Below are 18,076 nucleotides of genomic sequence, written 5' to 3'. Positions count from 1 at the left end.
CCTTCAGGCGGCCTTGATCAGGCCGAGGTTACGAGTGAGGTGATTTGCAAGGTCGCGGGCGTCGTTGGCGGCCCCGTCGATAAAGGTCGATTTGCGTTGGCGCAGGAACGGCAACCCCATGACGTAAAGGCCCGGCGAAACGATGCCTCCGTCGTGGCGAATGCGCCCTTTACGATCAAAGACAGGCAGATCGATCCAGCTGTGATCAGGACGGTATCCGGTCGCCCAAATCACCGTGCCAAAGCCTTCACGGCCCAAGTCAATTGAAAGGCGCGGCGCATGGGGGACACGGGTACGTGCTGGCCGGTCGCAGGCATCCACTTTGTCGAACAGCCCATTCTCATGCGCCCAGTCGTCAAACCCTTTGAGCAGACGGTTCATTTTCAGGTCGGCCGCAGCGCAAACATTTGCGAGCGAGCCGGAAAACATCACGGTGTTGTCGCGAACGCCAGCCATGCGGCCGACGATTTCAACGCCTATGTCCTGAAGGGCGTTTAGATCGAGCGGGTTCGTCCCGGCCTGACCGGTCAATTGCAAAGAGGGTACGCCCCGCTGACGGTCGAGATCCTCAACCTCGTCATAGCGATCGCCCCAGCGGCCGGTTATCTCCATCCAACTCAGAATGTCAGCATCGCGATAGCTGCGTGGCACGCGGAAATGTTCGCCCACGGCAATCGTTACGTCCCGGCCGGAGTTGTGGATTTCCCGGGCGATCTGGGTGCCAGAGGCAGAGGCGCCAACCACCAACACCCTGCCAGGCGGCAGATCGTTGGGGCGCTTGTAATCCAAGGGCGATAACTGGGTAATATTTGCGGACAGATCCTGAGCAAACGAAGGTCGGCTGGTACGAGACGCTGCCCCAGTTGCGACGACGACATTTTCACAGTCGATTGCCCCCTGATCGGTCTGGACCCGGTATCCTACGCCAAAGGGCGAGACACCGAGAACTGAAGTCTCCTCCTTCACAGGGGCCCGGTTTGCGGCGGCAAAACCGGTCAGATCGTCCGCGAATTCGTTGACGGGCATGTAGCCTTCGGGATCTCTGCCTAAATAGGGCGCACCGGGCAAACCATTCATCCAGTTGGGGGTCAGCAGGCGCAGTGAATCCCAGCGCTCTTTGCGCCAGCTATTGGCGATTTTCCCGCGTTCCAGAATGACGTGGTTTATGCTGCGCTTTGACAGCTCTCGGCTCATGGCGAGACCGGTTTGTCCCGCCCCGATAATGACTGTATTTGAGCGTTTCATCGTTTTAATCCTTCTGGCGGGAGCAACAGAACACGGTGGGCCGATTGCGAGACAGATTGTGCGGTGTGCAGTGTGCGGCGGCGGCCCCGTAGGAGCCGCCACCGGTGGGCTTCAGAGCCAGCTGCGCGGTGAAACGAGCGCACGCTTGACATCGTCGGTGGTCAAATTGATGTCGCTGAGAAGATGGTCGTTCAAACGCAACTCGCGTTCTGCGATCAGCTTGAAACGACCGCGGCGTTTTTCCCGTCGGGATTTCTGCGCGGATTTCATCGCGGATGCGATCCAGCGAAAACTCCAACGCGGTTGGGGCAAAGCGGCCATAACATTGGCTCCTTTCATGCTGTGTCCCGCCTCAGGCGACGGACACGCTCACGTTGCTAGGGTTGGTGATGAGGTCGAAGACGGCAGAGCGTTTCTGCGACTGGGCCACAACCGCGGCGATCTCGTCGTCGGTAGCGTCAGCGTCGACTTCGAAACGAACGCGGATGGCAGTAAAGCCGTTGCGGACGTCTGCATCGATGCCCAGGATGCCGTAGAGATCCATGTCACCTTCGACGAAGGCTGTGACCGAGCGTAACTGAATGCCGCGGTTTTGAGCGACCGAGGCGACGCCGGAAGCCAGACAGCTTCCCAGACCAGAAAGCACGATTTCGACAGGCGTCGGACCGTTGTCCGAGGCCGCGAATTCCGCCGGGTGATCCGCGTCGATGGTAAAGGCTTTACGATGCTTGTGCTCTTCACCCAGGCCGAAGAACCCTTCGATGGTCGAACGGCTATGCACACCGTTCTGCCATTCGGTTGCTGCCCGCCAGGTAAACTGGGCTGCGGCAGGCGCCTGAGAAAGCGCATCGCGTGCGTCGAGCAGTGCTTGCACGTTGACACCATTGTTGGCGGTATTTGCTTTGGATTGGACGTTCATTTTCATGTTTCCTTGTTTGTTTGCAGAGAGGACAAAAGTGATCGAGTCGTGGGTTTTCCATGTCATTTGACGACCCAATCAAACTGGTTACGGTACATGCGGAACTCTTGGTTGCGCCGCTCGACCGACCTGGACGATTGGCAAAGAAATTCCATTCAGAGCCCGGCGTGGGCTCCGATCTTGATTCCCGTTCGAAATTCGACCGGGCTGCTAGTGATGCTGTCCTGTGGTTCTCAGGATATCAGGATTAAAAACGGGGCCTTTAACCCCGCCTTAGTCCCGGAGCCGCCACCAAGCCGGACCCATCCACTCGGTTGCAGCTTTCCTCTGCAATCTTCGAGCTTCGCGCACGGTGGTTGCGCGAGAGATCCCAATATCGTTAAGCATCCAGTCCTCCATGGACAGTAGATCAGCGGCTTCGCGCGAATGACTCCGCCATTGAGGTTTGGAGTTGCGGGTTTCCGCTTGAAGGATGGGTCGTGTGAAAAAATTCAAAATTGTGGTCGTCATGTCGTTTCCTTTTCATCTGCTATGAGGAGGCCAGCGAATGAGTACTCCTACGGCGGTCTCTCCTCGCTTCGCTCTTTTGGTATTGTGTTGGGGACAGAGCAGTCATCGTCCGCACCACTCAGGCATCTGCGCGGTTTCAGATACGCCTCGTGCCGCCAGATACGCGCACAGGGCTGCCGGGTGTGTTATCCAGTTCGACGCCTATTAAAGACGGCTGCCCCATATCCTCGCCCTGCCGGATCGTGAAACGTCCGCGGTGGGGCCAATTTCGATCCCTCAGGTATCCCCCAAAAGCCGCTGCAGCCGCGCCAGTGGCGGGATCTTCTAGGACACCCCCCGACGCAAAAGCATTTCGAACGACAAATGTTTGATCGTCCTCGACAACCACAAGCATGATTGTGGCTACTCCGAGTCTACGCATCACGTCCCGGCCTAGGCTCAGATCATAGGTCATGCCTGCCAATCTTGTTCGGTCTGACAACGGCAGTACAATGTGATCGGACCCACCATGAATGCGCGCGGGCGGCAGTCGATCATCAAGATCAGCCTGCCTGAAACCGAAGAGCGACAGAACTTCAGTAAGCAAGGCATCGGGCACAGCCTGGCTGTTTGTGGGCGGTGAGGTGAGCGTCGCCACCACACCTGTCTCGGATCGATGTGCATCAACGGTTATAACTGCGTCATTGAGTGTCAGTTCAACCGTTCCCCAACCAACCTGCTTGCCCAATACTGTGCCTAGGGCGATCGTCGCATGGCCGCAAAAGGGTACTTCGGTTTCCGGGGAAAAGTACCGAACGCGCCATTTCTTGCCAGACGCATCCAGCGGAACTGCAAAGACGGTTTCCGAGTATCCCACTTCTGCAGCAACGCGCGCCATTTCTTCCTCGCCAATCGACGTGTCTAGCAAAACTACTCCAGCGGGGTTGCCGCCTTCATGACCCTTGCTGAATGCTGCAATTCTTTGGATATCCATGTTGTCGTCCTTTGTATGGGGCCGCCCTCAAACAGCGTAGCGAGCCAGCGACTGTTACGAAGCCAGGATGGGCGGGGGGAAAGTGCTATCCTGACATCACGCGAATTTGGTCGGGAAACTGGCCCCGAGCCGATCGTGCTGATCAACCCGGAGTGGGCTTACGCCGCGATACGCGCTTCTTCCGGTTCCCATGCGAATGGCTTGAACGCCTCGTCGAGAGGAAGGTCCAACGAGATGCTGGTCAGGTTGGAGATGGTCTTTTCGCTGATGCCAATGTTGACCTCATAGACCTGATCCTCGGTGTATCCGGCGGCTCGGAACCGCTCCAATTCACTCTGTTCGACATGTCCGCGTTTGATTACCAAGCCCGAGTGAAATCGTGAAGCGCCGCAAGTTTGGGGTCTGCAATGGTGCCCCGGGTGCGCACGGCCTCAATCACCGCATCGTCGACTTTTTGAGCCTTGGCGAAGCCTGTATGTCCGGCCACGCAATAACTGCATCCGTTTTCGACGCTGGTCGCGATGTGCACGATCTCGCGCTCGGTCGCGGTGAGGGACGATGCGCCGAACTATTTGGTCACTTCGACGAAACCGTTCAATGCCGTGGCTGAACCGCCCATAACTGCAAAGACATTGGGAACAAAGCCAACCATCCATTCCAGCCCTTCAAGAATGGGCCGTGCCTTTGGTGCTGCTGATTGCAGGTTGTGAATTGTGAAGTGTTTCATTTGTGTCTCCTAAGGTTTTTCTGGTCTTCGAGTTCATCGAAATCAGTCAAATCCTAGGAGATGGAACGGCCCGTTCGATATTCCACGATCGGTGCGAATTCACTATCGTTTGAATTGCAGAAAGCTACATAATATGTAGTGATTCAATTTCCGCTGTCGGAATCCGAACCGGAGAACATGCTGGGTTTCATCCAACCCGAAACGTTGTCGGTCAGCAATCTTGGTCCGATGATGGTCATATCTCCGTCAGCGATTGCCTTGCGATACGTTGTGTCCCCCATCCAGGCATCCACCATGACTTTGACGGTGGTCGTGAAATAGACATCAACGTCCTTGCCCGGGTCTTTGTTGCAAATATCAATCTCGCCGGATTGCACGACGAGCCACCAGGTAGACTCTTCCTGAACATCGATGAATTTGAAGTGGATGACGACTTCCCCCGACGGCAGTTTGTCAGGCTGGATGCTGCGCTGCAGGTTGGTGATGAGCAGACCAACATCGTAGTCCTTGGAGGTCAAATTGGATCGCGCCCATTGCATGCCCCAGTCCCCCAGAGAAAGCAAAATAGGCAAAAGCAACCGGCAGGATTCGGTTGGGAGGTACTCGAAGCCCTTCTGCCCGCTGATCCGTCGCTTCATGATCATTCCACGGTCTTCCAGATGAACAAGACGTCGTGTCAGAAGTGTCGGAGAGATGGTACCCAACCCCCGCTGCAATTCAGAGAAACGGCGACTTCCCATCAACAATTCGCGGATGATGAGAAGCGTCCATTTTTCTCCGATAATCTCAGATGCTTTCGCAATAGGACAAAATTGTCCGTACTCCATCTCGCCCCCTGTGGCCGGGCGCGCCAGCCGCTTCTACACTTTATGGAGTGAAGTGTAGACCGGGAACAGTCGGCATGCAAATCTTGGAGCCTGAATTCGATCCGGAAAAGGGTATCTGCCTGATCAGGCTAGGGACGAAATAGTCTTCTTTATTGCCTGAAGGGTTCGGTCGATATCAGCATCGGATGTGGCCCAGGAAGCCACAGAAAACCGCAACGCGGGGCGTCCATTCCATTTGGTTGCCCCGAACCATGCCTCTCCGCTTTCCTGCACCATCTGCGCAATATCAGACGAGCGCCCTTCGAAATCGGGGAAGGTCGCCACAACCTGATTGAGAACAACATCATTCAGTATTTCAAAACCGCTATCTTGCAATCCTGCTGCAAGTCTTCTGGCCAAGGCGCAGCTCCGGTCAATCAGATCAGCAACCCCCTCTTTGCCCAACGAATGAAGGGCTGCCCAAACTTCTACGCCCCGCGCCCCGCGAGAGAACTCCGGCACCATGTCTTTGGGAGCCGCGACACCTCCGATTTCAAGGTACGGTGCTTGTGTCGCCATTGCATTATGGATGGCGTCTGGGTGCCGACAAATGGCCATTCCGCAATCATAAGGCGTGTTGAGCCATTTGTGCCCATCGGTCACCCAGCTATCTGCGGCGTCATACCCGTGTAGCTGCGCTTGCGTTCGTGGCGAGGCCGCCGCCCAAAGACCGAAAGCACCGTCCACATGGACCCACGCGTCGTTTGCCGCAGCGACGATTTCGGCAATTGGGTCGCTTGCCCCGGAATTCACATTGCCTGACTGAGTCAAAATCAGCGTTCTGTCGTCAGTATCGGGCAGTTTCGCCGATATCATTCGGCCTTGTGCATCGCAATCAACCCACTCGATTTCGTCAGTTCCAAAGCCAAGCAATTTAAGCGCCTTGAGCACTGTTACATGCACCTGCCGCCCGGCCACGATGCGGACAGGTGGCGCGCCCCAAAGTCCCTTCCTCGAAACGTCCCATCCCTGACGTTCAAGCAATGTGTTCCTTGCTGCGGCCAGACAGGTGAAGTTGGCCATTGTCGCCCCTGTCACAAATCCGACAGAGCAGTCTTTTGGCAGTCCCAAGATGTTCAGCAGCCAGGCTGAAGCGACTCTTTCCAGCTTCACACCAATCGGGCTGGTCGCTTCGTTGAAGACAACCTGGTCCCAAGCACTTGCCAACACTCTGGCCCCCAGAGCCGCTGGCAGGGTTCCACCAACAACCAATCCATAGAAGCGCCCCCCAACCGAGGCAGTTGTGGCGGGCGAGCCTATCTCATCCAGCATGGCAATTGTCTTCGCCGGAGCGCTGGGTTGCTCCGGCATTGGCGTGTCAAACTCCGTTAGCCTGGATATGGCATCGGGCGTCGGGGCGACCGAACGATCCGGGATGGTTTCAAGATAGGCATCGGCTCTGGTGAACGCTTCGACCAGTGCGGCCTGTGAATGTGTCAGGGGGTTTTGCATTGTAGGCTCCGAATAAAATGGATCGCTCAGTGGTCGTCGATTAGCCAATAGGTACTTGTAGTGCCGCTTGCTCAGTGCTCCAGCCGTAAGGCTTGAACTCTTCATCAAGCGGCAGGTCAAGTAAGCTCGCGGTCATGTTAGATAGGGTTTTCGCGGCCACGCCAACGATGACGTCAAATGTGTGGGACCGTGTGTATCCGGCGGATTGAAACTGTTCCTCTACGTGCTTGGCAGAATGCCCCCGATTCAAGGCAAGGGTTTGGCTAAACACCCGCAAGGCCTCATATCTGGCGTTGGAAATGGGTTTCGCCCGCCGCATTCGGTCCACGTCCTCTGCGTCAACACCTGCTTTGAGTCCATAATAGGTATGCCCTGCGACGCAATACCGGCATTTGTTGGCAACGCTTGTGGATAGAAATACGACCTCGCGCTCGGCGTCCGTAAGCTGGCCCGCTCCAAAGCCACTTGAAAGTGCAGCAATTCCACCAAGCAATTCCGGGCGGGGTCCATAGATTGATAGGACATTGGGTACAAATCCCTTCTTCTCAATGGCTTGGTCGAATATGTTCCGCACTTCGGGTGCAAGGTTGGTCATTGTTTCATTGTTATATGGCATGTGGGTGGCTCCTTGGTTGTCGAAGGCGAAATGGTTTAGGCCCCGAAAGGTACGTCCTGCGCCTCGTGAACGACACATGTGATCGCCGATGCGGCCAGTGACGCCTCGGCAAGAGCGCCGCTTACGCCGATCAATGCCAAGTATTCGGCCACTCCAAAAGGGAGCGCGATTTTCCTTGGTGTCGTTGTGTGGTCCAATCTGATCTGTATTGAGCTGACTGATTTCAGCGCCATACACAGCTGTCTAACGAACCAATGACCCGCGATATACTGCCCGATCGAAAGCAATCCACTACACAAATGAAAGTAACTGGGCGCGACCATCCGGCAAGTCACCCACAGGAAGGTAGAAGCCCCCCGTCAAATTTTCCCGACCAAACTTCGGCTAAATTACAGTTGGATTCAGGGATTTGGGCACATTCCACATTGCACATTCCACATTAATGTATGCTGTTAGGGACAAAGAATATTCTAGCGCGCACAACTTTCGTGACAATCGATGCGTATGTATTGTGATGACAAGGGGGCAAGTTCAGCATGCATATTGGCCTGATTGGCGGGATTGGTCCTGCCGCAACAATTGCCTATTACAACAATCTGGTTTTTGAGTTTAGGAAAGCGGGACTACCCCTAGAACTGACTATTGTGCACGCAGATGTTACCACTTTGATATCCAACGCTGGTTCCGATAACCGTGAAGCTCAGGCTGCCGTTTTTGTGAAGCATCTTCGACAATTGAAGGGAGCGGGATGCGATGTGGCGGCGATCACTGCGCTCACTGGGCATTTCTGTTTCAATGAAACGCTGTCACAATCTCCCTTGCCATTGCTTAGCGCAATCGAAGCAATAGACCGCTATTGCGAGGATCAAGGGATTAGTATTGTCGGCTTGCTAGGCAGCCCGCCTGTTCTGTCTTCCCGTTTATTCGGACAATTGCGAAACACTAGCTGTGTAATCCCTAAGTCTAACCCAGAGGAGTTGGGAAGAGACTACTTTGAAATGGCAACCTCCGGCGTTTGCTCCGAACTGACCCGCCAGAAGTTTCTTAATGCAGGGGCGAATATGGTAGCCGGGCAAAAGGCCGAGGCGATATTGCTTGCCGGAACGGACCTTGCGCTTGCCTTCGACGGACAATCCCCAGGCTATAAGACCATTGATGCCCTCGCTATTCACATTAATGCTTTGGTATCACTGGCACGTAGATAAATTTACAAGAATTCGTTTCCTGCTTCGGGCTCGTTCCAGCCATTCGCGGCGTTGTGCATAGAGGTCCGCAATGCGGGACAGAATGCCCTTTCGCTGCAGTTGCGCCAACGGCGGCTATAGGAAGGTGGCAACGACCTCGCTGCGCGCGGCGGTCCTGAAAATATCACATCTTAATAGGGTCATCGCCACACCTCTTATTTGAGGATTCCGACCATTTCAGCGTAGCCGCGTGACTTGGCGTGTTGCAGTGGCGTGACTCCATTGCGATCTCCGATGGATTTATCTGCACCTGCATCAACGAGGATCTGCACTGTCTTGATGTGATCAGGTCCACCGTCGCCCAAGACGACAGCCTCTATTAAAGCCGTCCACGCAAGATTGTTGATATGATCCAGCGGTGCGCCACCTTCGACAAGACGCGCGACCACGTCGTGATGTCCGAGGTGGGCTGCAGCGATCAAGGCTGTGCCGTCGTAAACGCTGGTGATCAGATCCGGTGCGTTTCCAAGTTCCATTGCCAGCGATACCATTTCGGGATCGTCGGCGACGGCTGCGATTGTCAGCACATCATAAACACGATTTTCGAGAGCGTTCATGTCCGCTCCACCATTGGCCAGTGCGATCAGAGCGTCATCATGTGATGCAAAGGCTGCGACATGTGCGGGCGTGCGCTGTGACCGATCTCGGATGTCCACATCGGCACCTGCTGCGATCAATCGGTTGATCTCATCCACGTCGCCCTCGTGGGCGGCAAGATGCAAGCCTGTATAAGACGCGATGTCTGAGGCAGATGGGGCCGTTTGCGCATGGGCAGACCCAGCGGTGCCGATTGCCAAAGCGAACAGGAGGGAACGAAGCATGGCGTGACCTTTCAAAGAGAGGGCCCGCCCCAAAAAGGGACGGGCCGTGTGGTTTACTCAGCACCGATTGCGTCAAGACCTGTACGGGCGCATGTCTCGTCGATTGCACCAGATGGCGCGCCACCGACCCCGATGCCACCGACCAATGCGCCACCAATCCGGATGGGCAGACCTCCAGCCTGGATGACCAGACGGCTATCCATATCGCGCAGTCCACCGTTTTCAGGGTTGCCGCCGATAAAGCCCGCAAGACCTGCCGTGTCACGGCCCATGCTGGCGGATGTGAACGCTTTGCCTGTGCTGGAACCGACAGTATGTGGACCTGCATTGTCAGCGCGCAAAAGCACTTTGGTCTCACCGCTGCGCGCAACGATTGCGACGCTGACGTTGTAGCCTTCGGCAGAGCATGCAGCGACAGCGGTTTGGGCGGCTGTGGTTGCCATCTCGAGCGGCAAGTAAGGTGCTGTGGGCAGGTCTTGTGCGAAGGCTGCGATGGGTGTGAGCAGAGCTGTGGCAAGTGCGACGGAACGGATCATTGTGTATTTCCTTTTGTTGAACTGATGCTCCGTTTCTAATTCGCGGCGCTGACTCGCTATACTCGTAGCATCCGCAAAGGTGTCCGTAGTTCTACTGATCCGCCTTTGCATCCAGCCAATAACGCGTGAGTTCCGCCGCTGAAGACGTGCCCGCTTTGGCCGCAATCGCTGCACGGTGACTTTCAACCGTGCGGGGCGACAGGGTCAGCGCATCTGCGATTTGCTTTGTGGTCAAACCCTTTGCGATCATCTCAAGAACTTCTTGTTCCCGCGTGGACAGGTGCTGCACCAACGCCACCGCTTCTGCGCGTTCCTCTGAAGCCTGTCGGCGTATTTCAAGTTCTGCATGACCCTTTTGGATTGCGTCGATCAGATCTTGTTCGTCTACTGGCTTGCTCAAAAAATCGATCGCCCCATTGCGAAACGCGCGCCTGCACGCTTCGATATCGCCGTGCCCGCTGATAATCACCGTGGGCCACGACACGCCTTGATCGGTCAGCTTTTCTTGTAGTTTCAGACCCGAAATCGCGGGCATCCGGATATCAAGGATCAGGCAGCCCGGCGTCAGGTCTGCCGCTTTTGCCAAGAATGTCTCGGGTGACGCAAAGCTGCGCACATTCAGTCCGACGGTTTCCAACAGAAGGCTCAGCGCGTTGCGCACGCCCTCATCATCATCAACAAGGTAAACATGGTTGGTCATTGCGCCTCCGACTTGTTTGAGAGCGGCAGGGAGACACGGAAAGTGGTCTGGTCAGTTTCGTCCAACAACATGATTTCACCGCCCATTTCCTCAACCAGCCTTTGGCACAGCGCGAGGCCAAGCCCCGTTCCGTCTGGTTTGCCTGTTACGAAAGGTTCAAAAATGCGGGGCTTGAGATGGTCAGGCACCCCCGGCCCGGTATCGCTGATATCCAATATGACCAAGCGCCCATCGACATGCGTGCGGATCGTGACCTGTGCCGCGTCCGAGGCATCAAGCGCGTTGCGCACCAGATTAAACACAACCTGTTCCAACTCGACCGGATCGGCGTCTATAAACAGGGGATCGCTGTGCAACGACAGGGTAATGGCAGCCCCTTTGATCTTGGCTTCTAGTGCCAGCAGATTCTGAACGTTCTGGGCGGCTTCATGGACGGAACAGGCCTCAGACAACGCACGGTTTGGTTTGCTCCATCGTCTTAGGCGCTCAAGGATATTCGCCGCGCGTTGTGCTTGGGAAACCGTGTCTTCCAACACCGTGCCAAGACGTTCAACATCACCACGTCGCGCCAAGTGGCGGCCAGCCTGTGCTTGGCTCAGGATCGCGGTCAGTGGTTGCGCCAGTTCATGCGCCATGCCGCTGGCCATTTCACCCATCGCATTGACGCGGGAAGCATGGGCCAGCCGGGTTTCCTGCGCGCTAAGTTTTGCGCGGCTTTCCGCATCTTTGGTGCGTAGGCGTTGCTTGAAACCGAAAGCTGACAGCAAAAAGACCACCATGACCAGTGCGATGACCGACATCACTTTTCCCAATGGCAAAAGGTCAGAAAGCCCAATGGCCAGAGAAGTTTCAAACATCAAAGGTTGAGACACACTGCCAAGCGGTTTCGAAAATCCAGTCTCACCCGATGAAAAATGACCCACCAAAGCTGTTTGCCCGTCCGGCGTGGAAAGACGCAAAGAAGCCGACGGGGCGTTCCAAAATGGATCATCTGTTTCAATCAGCGCACGGGCGTCGATCACCAGCGCCAAACCATGCTGTGCTGCGTCAGAATTGGGCGTCCGTTTCACGAGCAGGTAGTGATTTGGCAAGTCTGGCATTTGCCCGATTTGCAATGCCCCGGTTGAGCGGCGGGCTAGTTCAACAACGCGCTCCTTCGTCTGTGCGGAGAGGCCGGGCTGCGTTTCTATCACGGGTTGGGACGGATCGTAAGGCACAACATTCACCGACGTAATCCGTGGGTAAAACCGCTTGATCGTCGCGGCCACTTCGAGCAATAAATCCTGCCGCGCAACCCCGCCCGCCACAAAAATCGCAGACAACGATGTTAAATGCGCATCATGCTGATCCGCACGTTGAGAGGCCAGACGATGCAGCGTTTCACTTTTGACAGTCAGTTCACGCACCAGGTTTTGCCGTTCAAAGAACGCCAACCCGCTGAGCGCGAGTGTGACGGCACACGCCCATAGCAAAGCGTTTCGCCAGAATTTTTTTGGGTGTGAGACAGCCATTTGCATTCATCGCAGGTGTGGGTGCAAACACCAATCCGTATTTCTACGGGTACAAGGCTTTGCCGTGATGACAATTCGATTGAGACTCCGTATCGAAAAGACCCGTCACTTTCACAATATTATCGGAGCAAAGAAGCGGGCATTGATGCAGCCTGCAGCATTTGGAACTTTCGGCTCATAGCCGCTGTTTTCCGCTTTGCAGTGCATACAAGGCCAGCCTTTAACGATAAAGGTCAAAGTCATGTGACGTTCAATATCGTGAAATTGGTCGGGCTGAGAGGATTCGAACCTCCGACCCCCTGCTCCCGAAGCAGGTGCGCTACCAGGCTGCGCTACAGCCCGACCGTGGCGTGCGGGATAGCCCCAATAGGCGTGATCTGCAAGCCCCAAAATGAACCCCGGTCGGGAAACTTGCCTTGTGGGTATGGCTCAAATGAAAACGGCCCGCACGAGAGCGGGCCGTCTTGGATGCGACTTAAGGCCGTTTACAGGCTGGCGTTCAGCGCTGCGATCACTGCGTCACCCATCTCGCTGGTCGAGACCGGTTTCACGCCCTCTTCGTTCAAAAGGTCGCCAGTGCGTACGCCGTCCGCCAGAACTTTCTCAACCGCTGCTTCCAGACGATCGGCATCTTCACCCATGTCAAAGCTGTAGCGTAGCGCCATGGCAAAGCTGAGGATACAGGCGCAGGGGTTGGCTTTGCCTTCACCGGCGATGTCCGGAGCGGATCCGTGGACCGGTTCGTAAAGCGCTTTCGGGCGGCCATTGGCCATCGGAGCACCAAGCGAGGCCGACGGCAGCATGCCTAGCGAGCCGGTCAGCATGGCGGCACAATCGGACAGGATGTCGCCAAAGAGGTTATCCGTATAGATCACGTCAAACTGCTTGGGCGCGCGCACCAGCTGCATGGCGCCATTGTCGGCGTACATGTGGCTCAGCTCCACTTCTGGATATTCTTTACCCACACGCTCGACAACTTCGCGCCACAGGATGCCCGATTCCATCACGTTTGCTTTTTCCATCGAGCACAGGCGCTTGTTGCGTTTCATCGCCAGCTCGAATGCAGAGCGAGCAGCGCGTTCGATTTCCGACTCGGTGTAGCGTTGGGTGTTGATGCCCACGCGTTCGTTGCCTTCTTCGAAAATGCCGCGCGGCTCGCCGAAATAGACACCGGAGGTCAGCTCGCGCACGATCATGATATCGAGGCCCGACACAAGCTCAGGCTTCAGCGAGGAGAAATCGGCCAGGGCGTCAAAGCACTGAGCAGGGCGCAGGTTAGAGTAAAGATCCATTTCTTTACGCAGGCGCAGAAGGCCGCGCTCCGGCTTTACCGAGAAATCCAGATCATCGTATTTCGGGCCGCCCACGGCGCCGAGCAGTACGGCGTCTACCTCTTGCGCGCGGGCCATGGTTTCATCCGCTAGCGGCACACCGTGCTTGTCATAGGCGGCACCACCCACCAGATCCTCGTCCACGTCGAATGTCACACCACGCTTGTCACCGATCCAGTCGATAACTTTGCGCACTTCGGCCATCACTTCCTGACCGATGCCATCGCCGGGGAGGATGAGGAGAGAGGGGTTCGTCATGTCGCGTATCCTTGCATATCTTGCAGAAAATCTGTTGCCCTGTGGCCTAGCGGCTCAGGCGCAAAGCGTCAAGAAATGCAGGGGGAAAAGCGTTCAAAAATTGAGGTCCAGCCAAATCAGGTGGTGGCGTGAGGCTGTGGTAGCGGTCACGGCCATTTCTGATCCGGCAGCGGGCCAGAAGACCCCGGTGTCCAGAATCTGCGCCTCGGCCCAGGGCAAGATGTATCCGGCGCGCAATTTGCCGACGCCAATGGCGCTCCAATCTGCGGTATCGGTGCCTTCGGATCCGGTCGGGGTCGGGTCGATCAGGCGGGGATCTGACAAGAGCTCATTGATCGCATCATGTCGCCCCTCGCCGTCAGTGGGATCAATATTGGCCTGTCCGATCACGGCAAAAGGGGGCGTGGGGGCGGCATAGGGCAGATCTCCATCCAGAAGGCGCAACCAGAACCGCGCTTCATCCGCACCGCGCTTACCGTTTTGATCTTCTGCGCCGTCGAAAGCCGGGGTGGAGCCATGCCAGGTGAGCAGGTTCAGTGTTTTCCCGTCTGGCAGCATCACAGGGACATCCCAATGGGCCACGCTCGACAGGCGTTGGGCGGCTTGTGCTTCTTCGGAGGGAAAGGGGGAGCCATCGGAATATTGGGGAAGATCAGCGCCGGGAAGGCTGCGCCAAAGGATGTCGGAAAAGTCGCGCACTTCACCAAGCGGCAATCGTGACAGAACGGCCATCCCGCCCTGTCCAGTGAAGCTGCCATATCCCTGACTGTCGCGCGCGGTGCCCAGATGCCCGTCACCATCCAGATCCAATCCGCTTTCCATACCCGCGTTGGTCAGCGTGGCAAAGCGGTGGGGAAGGGGATGCCCGGCCTCGGCAAGGGCCGATTGCAGGGCGGCAAGTGCGCGGTTTTCGAGATCGTTGTCGATGTCTTGCAGAACCAGCACATCGGGGCGGATATGGGCAATCACCTCGATCACGGCGCTGATCTGTTTGTCCTTCCCACGCGTGATATCACGGAGCAAAAGCCCGGGTCCGTCGCGGGACAGATCGGAGTTGAAAGTGGCAATGCGCAGCCGTTCGGCCTGTACCGACAAGGGCATCAGGCATGTGATCAGCAGAATCAGGCTGGCTGGAACAGCTCGTCCTTGTTTGCTTCGGTGTTTTTTTTCCGTTCCGAGCTGATCATGGTGGCGACCCGCCCCATGGCGATGCCGCGCATGAATAGGCTTGAAGGCAAAAAGGCCCATGCAGTGATTGTCCAGATCAAGGTTTGGTCATTGGTCGACGAGATGGATCCGAACAGCGATGACGCAGCATGGATCACAACGGGTGTGAGGAAGGGCAGAAGGAAGCCAAGTGCGATATTGATCCGCGCATCGCGTTCCAGACGCTCGACGACATCCCCCCCTGCTGTTGGTTCAAACGTGGGCAGGTTGACCCAGACATTGAAGGTTCCGCTTGACGGCCAGCGACTGGCCCGCAGGGCAAGCAAGAAAACGGACAATGACAGGAGCGAGATCAGATACGTCATTCCTGCAGCAGTTCGCATGGTGGAAATATCAGCAGCGCTGGCATTTTCCGGCAGAATCAGAACGATCAGACGAACCGGTGAATAGGGAAAGTCGATCGCGTGGCCAATCAGTGTTCCGATCAGGGTCACAAGCTCGGTCAATGCGGTTGGATTGGTTGTGCCACGCACCACAATTGACAAGAACAGCACCATGGCAAAAAGGCTGAGAAAACGAATGCGGTTGAATGGTGGGGCATCGCGAAACTCGACCAGTCCGGGATAGGTGGACGCGTATTCGAATAATGTCAGCGCGCCGGCACATAGGGCAATCAGCAACACGATCTGAGCAGTGTCGGCGCTGGTGCCGGGAACCGCTATGGACGGCAAAGCAATTACCACAACCATTAAGATCGCGCGCACAAAGGCGCCTAACCATTTCGAAATCACTGTCTTTTACCCCAACTTAGGACGGGAGCGATGCAATGCCGCGCCCTTATTCCGATGTTGAACTCCGCTCTGATGATGGCGGGTGCCTCATTGGGGTTCACGTTGCATCTGTTGCAGGAGATCTGCAAGCAATCGGTTAATTTCTAGTCATAAATCGGGCAGTTTTGTGGCGGAACTGGTGCGACAATGCATCATTGCCGGGATATTAATAAGGCAGCCCGATGTCGGGCTGCCTTAGGATTTTTGTCAAAACAAAATGTTTTAGACCGGGTTCAGACCCATGGGCGTGCAGCAGAAGCCTGCGCTTCGAATGTGTCGATTGAGGCTTTTTTCTCCATGGTCAGACCGATGTCATCGAGCCCTTCCAGCAGGCAGTGCTTTTTGAACTCATCCACGTCGAAGGAGATTACGTCGCCATCCGAGGTGGTGATTTCCTGTGCTTCCAGATCCACGGTCATGCGGGCGTTTTCACCCTTTTCCGCGTCCGCCATCAGCACATCAACCTGCTCTTGCGGCAAGACGATTGGCAGGATGCCGTTCTTGAAGCAGTTGTTGAAGAAGATGTCGGCGAAGCTGGTCGAAACCACGCATTTGATGCCGAAATCAGCAATTGCCCATGGCGCGTGTTCGCGTGACGAGCCACAGCCGAAATTGTCACCCGCAATCAGGATCTCGGCGTTGCGATATTGCGGTTTGTTCAGCACGAATTCGGGGATTTCCGAACCGTCACGATTGTAGCGCATCTCGTCAAACAGGTTCACGCCGAAGCCTGTGCGTTGGATCGACTTCAGGAACACCTTGGGGATGATCATGTCGGTGTCGATATTCACCAGCGGCATGGGGGCTGCGATACCTTGGAGTTTTTCAAACTTTTCCATTGTCACGGGTCCTTAGATCAAATCACGCACATCGGTCAGGCGACCGGTGAGGGCAGCAGCAGCGGCCATGGCGGGCGACACCAAGTGAGTGCGGCCTTTGTAGCCCTGACGGCCCTCGAAGTTGCGGTTCGAGGTTGCAGCACAACGCTCGCCTTCGGAAAGTTGATCCGGGTTCATGGCGAGGCACATCGAACAGCCCGCAAGGCGCCATTCAAAGCCCGCTTCGCGGAAGACGTCGGCCAGACCTTCTTCTTCGGCCTGTGCACGCACAAGACCTGATCCCGGCACGATCATGGCCCGCATGCCGTCCTTGATCTTCTTGCCTTTCACGATCTCGGCCACAGCGCGGAAATCCTCGATCCGGCCATTGGTGCATGATCCGATGAACACGGTGTCGATCTCAATGTCAGTCAGTTTCTGACCCGGTGTCAAACCCATGTATTCGATCGAGCGACGGGCCGCTTCGACCTTGCCGCCTTCAAAATCTTCAGGATGTGGCACGACGCCAGTGATCGGCAGAACATCCTCGGGCGAGGTGCCCCAGGTCACAACGGGCTGAATATCTTCGCCTTTCAGCGTCACAACCTTGTCGAAATGCGCGCCTTCGTCGGTGAAGAGCGTTTTCCAATATTCCAGCGCCTGTTCCCACTGGCCCGCTTTCGGAGCGTGCGGGCGGCCTTTGCAATATTCAAAGGTGGTCTCGTCCGGGGCAATCAGACCGGCGCGCGCGCCGCCTTCGATCGCCATGTTGCAGACGGTCATCCGGCCTTCCATGCTGAGGTCGCGAATGGCTTCACCGCAATATTCGATCACATAGCCGGTGCCGCCGCCGGTGCCGGTTTCGCCGATCACAGCAAGGGTGATGTCTTTGGCGGTCACGCCCGGCTTCAGTTTGCCGGTGATTTCCACCTTCATGTTCTTGGATTTCTTCTGGATCAGCGTTTGCGTCGCCAGAACATGTTCCACTTCCGAGGTGCCGATGCCGTGGGCCAGCGCACCAAATGCGCCATGGGTCGCGGTGTGGCTGTCGCCGCAAACCACGGTCATGCCGGGCAGGGTCCAGCCTTGCTCGGGCCCAACAATGTGCACAATGCCCTGACGAACGTCAGACACCGGGTAGTAATGTACGCCGAATTCCTTGGCGTTGGTGTCAAGGGCAGCCACCTGGATGCGGCTTTCCTCGGTCATCTGTGCCGGGTCTTCGCGACCTGCTGTGGTCGGCACGTTGTGGTCCGGCACGGCAATGGTCTTGTCTGGCGCATGCACCTTGCGGCCTGCCATGCGCAGCCCTTCAAAGGCCTGTGGGCTGGTCACTTCGTGCACCAGGTGGCGGTCGATATACAGCAGGCAAGTGCCATCGTCCGCTTCATGGGCCACATGTGCGTCCCAGATCTTGTCATAGAGTGTCTTCGGGGCGGTCATTTTCGCTCTCCGTGGATGGTCGTTATGAGAAAGGTGACAGGGATCATTCGCCCGATCAAAGGCGAGCAATCAGCGCCCCGGTTCAGGGGCGCAGCAGCTTATAGTCGGG

General features: G+C 56.3%; 22 protein-coding genes, 1 tRNA gene and 1 pseudogene. 2 read left to right on the top strand and 22 right to left on the bottom strand.

Features of this window, described 5'->3' with window-relative positions; genetic code table 11:
• Positions 1-3: 3 nt before the first annotated feature.
• The 3 genes from O2N63_RS01675 to O2N63_RS01665 all read right to left on the bottom strand — a co-directional run bounded on the left by O2N63_RS01675 (position 4) and on the right by O2N63_RS01665 (position 2,230).
• Positions 4-1,245, bottom strand: a complete 1,242-nt coding sequence (locus O2N63_RS01675) for an NAD(P)-binding domain-containing protein (protein ID WP_271052350.1) — start codon at positions 1,243-1,245, stop codon at positions 4-6.
• A 111-nt stretch (positions 1,246-1,356) separates the two neighbouring features.
• Positions 1,357-1,566: a hypothetical protein gene (locus O2N63_RS01670; RefSeq protein WP_108856052.1), complete on the bottom strand. Its 210-nt coding sequence runs from the start codon at positions 1,564-1,566 to the stop codon at positions 1,357-1,359.
• A gap of 31 nt (positions 1,567-1,597) precedes the next feature.
• Positions 1,598-2,230 (bottom strand): OsmC family protein, encoded by a 633-nt coding sequence (locus O2N63_RS01665; RefSeq protein ID WP_271052346.1) that lies wholly within the window; start codon positions 2,228-2,230, stop codon positions 1,598-1,600.
• Between O2N63_RS01665 and O2N63_RS01660 the strand changes: the two genes are divergently transcribed.
• Positions 2,224-2,415: a hypothetical protein gene (locus O2N63_RS01660; protein ID WP_271052345.1), complete on the top strand. Its 192-nt coding sequence runs from the start codon at positions 2,224-2,226 to the stop codon at positions 2,413-2,415. The two genes, O2N63_RS01665 and O2N63_RS01660, sit on opposite strands and share 7 nt — an antisense overlap.
• A gap of 22 nt (positions 2,416-2,437) precedes the next feature.
• Here O2N63_RS01660 and O2N63_RS01655 read toward each other — a convergent pair whose 3' ends face one another.
• The 9 genes and pseudogenes from O2N63_RS01655 to O2N63_RS01615 all read right to left on the bottom strand — a co-directional run bounded on the left by O2N63_RS01655 (position 2,438) and on the right by O2N63_RS01615 (position 7,541).
• Positions 2,438-2,674 (bottom strand): DUF1127 domain-containing protein, encoded by a 237-nt coding sequence (locus tag O2N63_RS01655; protein WP_271052343.1) that lies wholly within the window; start codon positions 2,672-2,674, stop codon positions 2,438-2,440.
• Positions 2,675-2,810: 136 nt separating this feature from the next.
• Positions 2,811-3,647 carry a PhzF family phenazine biosynthesis protein gene (locus O2N63_RS01650; RefSeq protein WP_271052341.1) on the bottom strand — a complete coding sequence of 279 codons (837 nt, stop codon included), beginning with the start codon at positions 3,645-3,647 and terminating at the stop codon, positions 2,811-2,813.
• A gap of 158 nt (positions 3,648-3,805) precedes the next feature.
• On the bottom strand, positions 3,806-4,012 hold the full coding sequence (locus O2N63_RS01645) for a hypothetical protein (RefSeq protein ID WP_271052339.1): 207 nt from the start codon (positions 4,010-4,012) through the stop codon (positions 3,806-3,808).
• Positions 4,006-4,194 (bottom strand): annotated as a pseudogene (locus O2N63_RS01640) (carboxymuconolactone decarboxylase family protein); the annotation flags it as partial. The gene O2N63_RS01645 and the pseudogene O2N63_RS01640, both read right to left, overlap by 7 nt.
• A gap of 21 nt (positions 4,195-4,215) precedes the next feature.
• The gene (locus tag O2N63_RS01635) at positions 4,216-4,374 is read right to left on the bottom strand and encodes a hypothetical protein (protein WP_271052338.1); all 159 of its coding nucleotides are present in this window, start codon (positions 4,372-4,374) and stop codon (positions 4,216-4,218) included.
• A 143-nt stretch (positions 4,375-4,517) separates the two neighbouring features.
• Positions 4,518-5,201 (bottom strand): winged helix-turn-helix transcriptional regulator, encoded by a 684-nt coding sequence (locus tag O2N63_RS01630; RefSeq protein ID WP_271052337.1) that lies wholly within the window; start codon positions 5,199-5,201, stop codon positions 4,518-4,520.
• A gap of 123 nt (positions 5,202-5,324) precedes the next feature.
• Positions 5,325-6,692 carry a pyridoxal phosphate-dependent decarboxylase family protein gene (locus tag O2N63_RS01625; RefSeq protein ID WP_271052336.1) on the bottom strand — a complete coding sequence of 456 codons (1,368 nt, stop codon included), beginning with the start codon at positions 6,690-6,692 and terminating at the stop codon, positions 5,325-5,327.
• Positions 6,693-6,732: 40 nt separating this feature from the next.
• Positions 6,733-7,308 (bottom strand): carboxymuconolactone decarboxylase family protein, encoded by a 576-nt coding sequence (locus O2N63_RS01620; protein WP_271052334.1) that lies wholly within the window; start codon positions 7,306-7,308, stop codon positions 6,733-6,735.
• Positions 7,309-7,343: 35 nt separating this feature from the next.
• A complete protein-coding gene (locus O2N63_RS01615; RefSeq protein WP_271052333.1) occupies positions 7,344-7,541 on the bottom strand; it encodes a hypothetical protein in 198 nt (65 codons plus the stop codon).
• A gap of 303 nt (positions 7,542-7,844) precedes the next feature.
• Between O2N63_RS01615 and O2N63_RS01610 the strand changes: the two genes are divergently transcribed.
• Positions 7,845-8,513 (top strand): aspartate/glutamate racemase family protein, encoded by a 669-nt coding sequence (locus O2N63_RS01610; protein ID WP_271052332.1) that lies wholly within the window; start codon positions 7,845-7,847, stop codon positions 8,511-8,513.
• Between the two features lie 194 nt (positions 8,514-8,707).
• Here O2N63_RS01610 and O2N63_RS01605 read toward each other — a convergent pair whose 3' ends face one another.
• From O2N63_RS01605 to leuC, 10 genes are all read right to left on the bottom strand, one after another.
• Positions 8,708-9,373 (bottom strand): ankyrin repeat domain-containing protein, encoded by a 666-nt coding sequence (locus O2N63_RS01605; RefSeq protein ID WP_271052331.1) that lies wholly within the window; start codon positions 9,371-9,373, stop codon positions 8,708-8,710.
• Positions 9,374-9,426: 53 nt separating this feature from the next.
• Positions 9,427-9,909 carry a GlcG/HbpS family heme-binding protein gene (locus O2N63_RS01600; protein WP_271052330.1) on the bottom strand — a complete coding sequence of 161 codons (483 nt, stop codon included), beginning with the start codon at positions 9,907-9,909 and terminating at the stop codon, positions 9,427-9,429.
• A 91-nt stretch (positions 9,910-10,000) separates the two neighbouring features.
• The gene (locus O2N63_RS01595) at positions 10,001-10,609 is read right to left on the bottom strand and encodes a response regulator transcription factor (RefSeq protein ID WP_271052329.1); all 609 of its coding nucleotides are present in this window, start codon (positions 10,607-10,609) and stop codon (positions 10,001-10,003) included.
• The gene (locus tag O2N63_RS01590) at positions 10,606-12,015 is read right to left on the bottom strand and encodes a sensor histidine kinase (protein ID WP_271052328.1); all 1,410 of its coding nucleotides are present in this window, start codon (positions 12,013-12,015) and stop codon (positions 10,606-10,608) included. Before O2N63_RS01590 ends, O2N63_RS01595 begins: the two co-directional genes overlap by 4 nt.
• Positions 12,016-12,385: 370 nt before the next feature.
• A tRNA-Pro gene (locus O2N63_RS01585) sits at positions 12,386-12,462 on the bottom strand.
• A 143-nt stretch (positions 12,463-12,605) separates the two neighbouring features.
• The gene (gene leuB, locus O2N63_RS01580) at positions 12,606-13,709 is read right to left on the bottom strand and encodes a 3-isopropylmalate dehydrogenase (RefSeq protein WP_271052327.1); all 1,104 of its coding nucleotides are present in this window, start codon (positions 13,707-13,709) and stop codon (positions 12,606-12,608) included.
• 93 nt (positions 13,710-13,802) lie between these two features.
• Positions 13,803-14,810 (bottom strand): endonuclease/exonuclease/phosphatase family protein, encoded by a 1,008-nt coding sequence (locus O2N63_RS01575; RefSeq protein WP_271052326.1) that lies wholly within the window; start codon positions 14,808-14,810, stop codon positions 13,803-13,805.
• A 20-nt stretch (positions 14,811-14,830) separates the two neighbouring features.
• Positions 14,831-15,625 carry a hypothetical protein gene (locus O2N63_RS01570; RefSeq protein WP_271052324.1) on the bottom strand — a complete coding sequence of 265 codons (795 nt, stop codon included), beginning with the start codon at positions 15,623-15,625 and terminating at the stop codon, positions 14,831-14,833.
• A gap of 314 nt (positions 15,626-15,939) precedes the next feature.
• Positions 15,940-16,545 carry a 3-isopropylmalate dehydratase small subunit gene (gene leuD, locus O2N63_RS01565; RefSeq protein WP_271052323.1) on the bottom strand — a complete coding sequence of 202 codons (606 nt, stop codon included), beginning with the start codon at positions 16,543-16,545 and terminating at the stop codon, positions 15,940-15,942.
• Positions 16,546-16,557: 12 nt separating this feature from the next.
• The gene (gene leuC / locus O2N63_RS01560; RefSeq protein WP_271052322.1) at positions 16,558-17,967 is read right to left on the bottom strand and encodes a 3-isopropylmalate dehydratase large subunit; all 1,410 of its coding nucleotides are present in this window, start codon (positions 17,965-17,967) and stop codon (positions 16,558-16,560) included.
• Positions 17,968-18,076: the final 109 nt, after the last annotated feature.

Origin of the sequence: Aliiroseovarius salicola (genome assembly GCF_027891095.1) — a bacterium.
GTDB classification, from domain to species: domain Bacteria; phylum Pseudomonadota; class Alphaproteobacteria; order Rhodobacterales; family Rhodobacteraceae; genus Aliiroseovarius; species Aliiroseovarius salicola.
The sequence above is the reverse complement of the archived record's forward strand: the minus strand, read 5'-3'. Positions and strand labels throughout refer to the sequence as shown.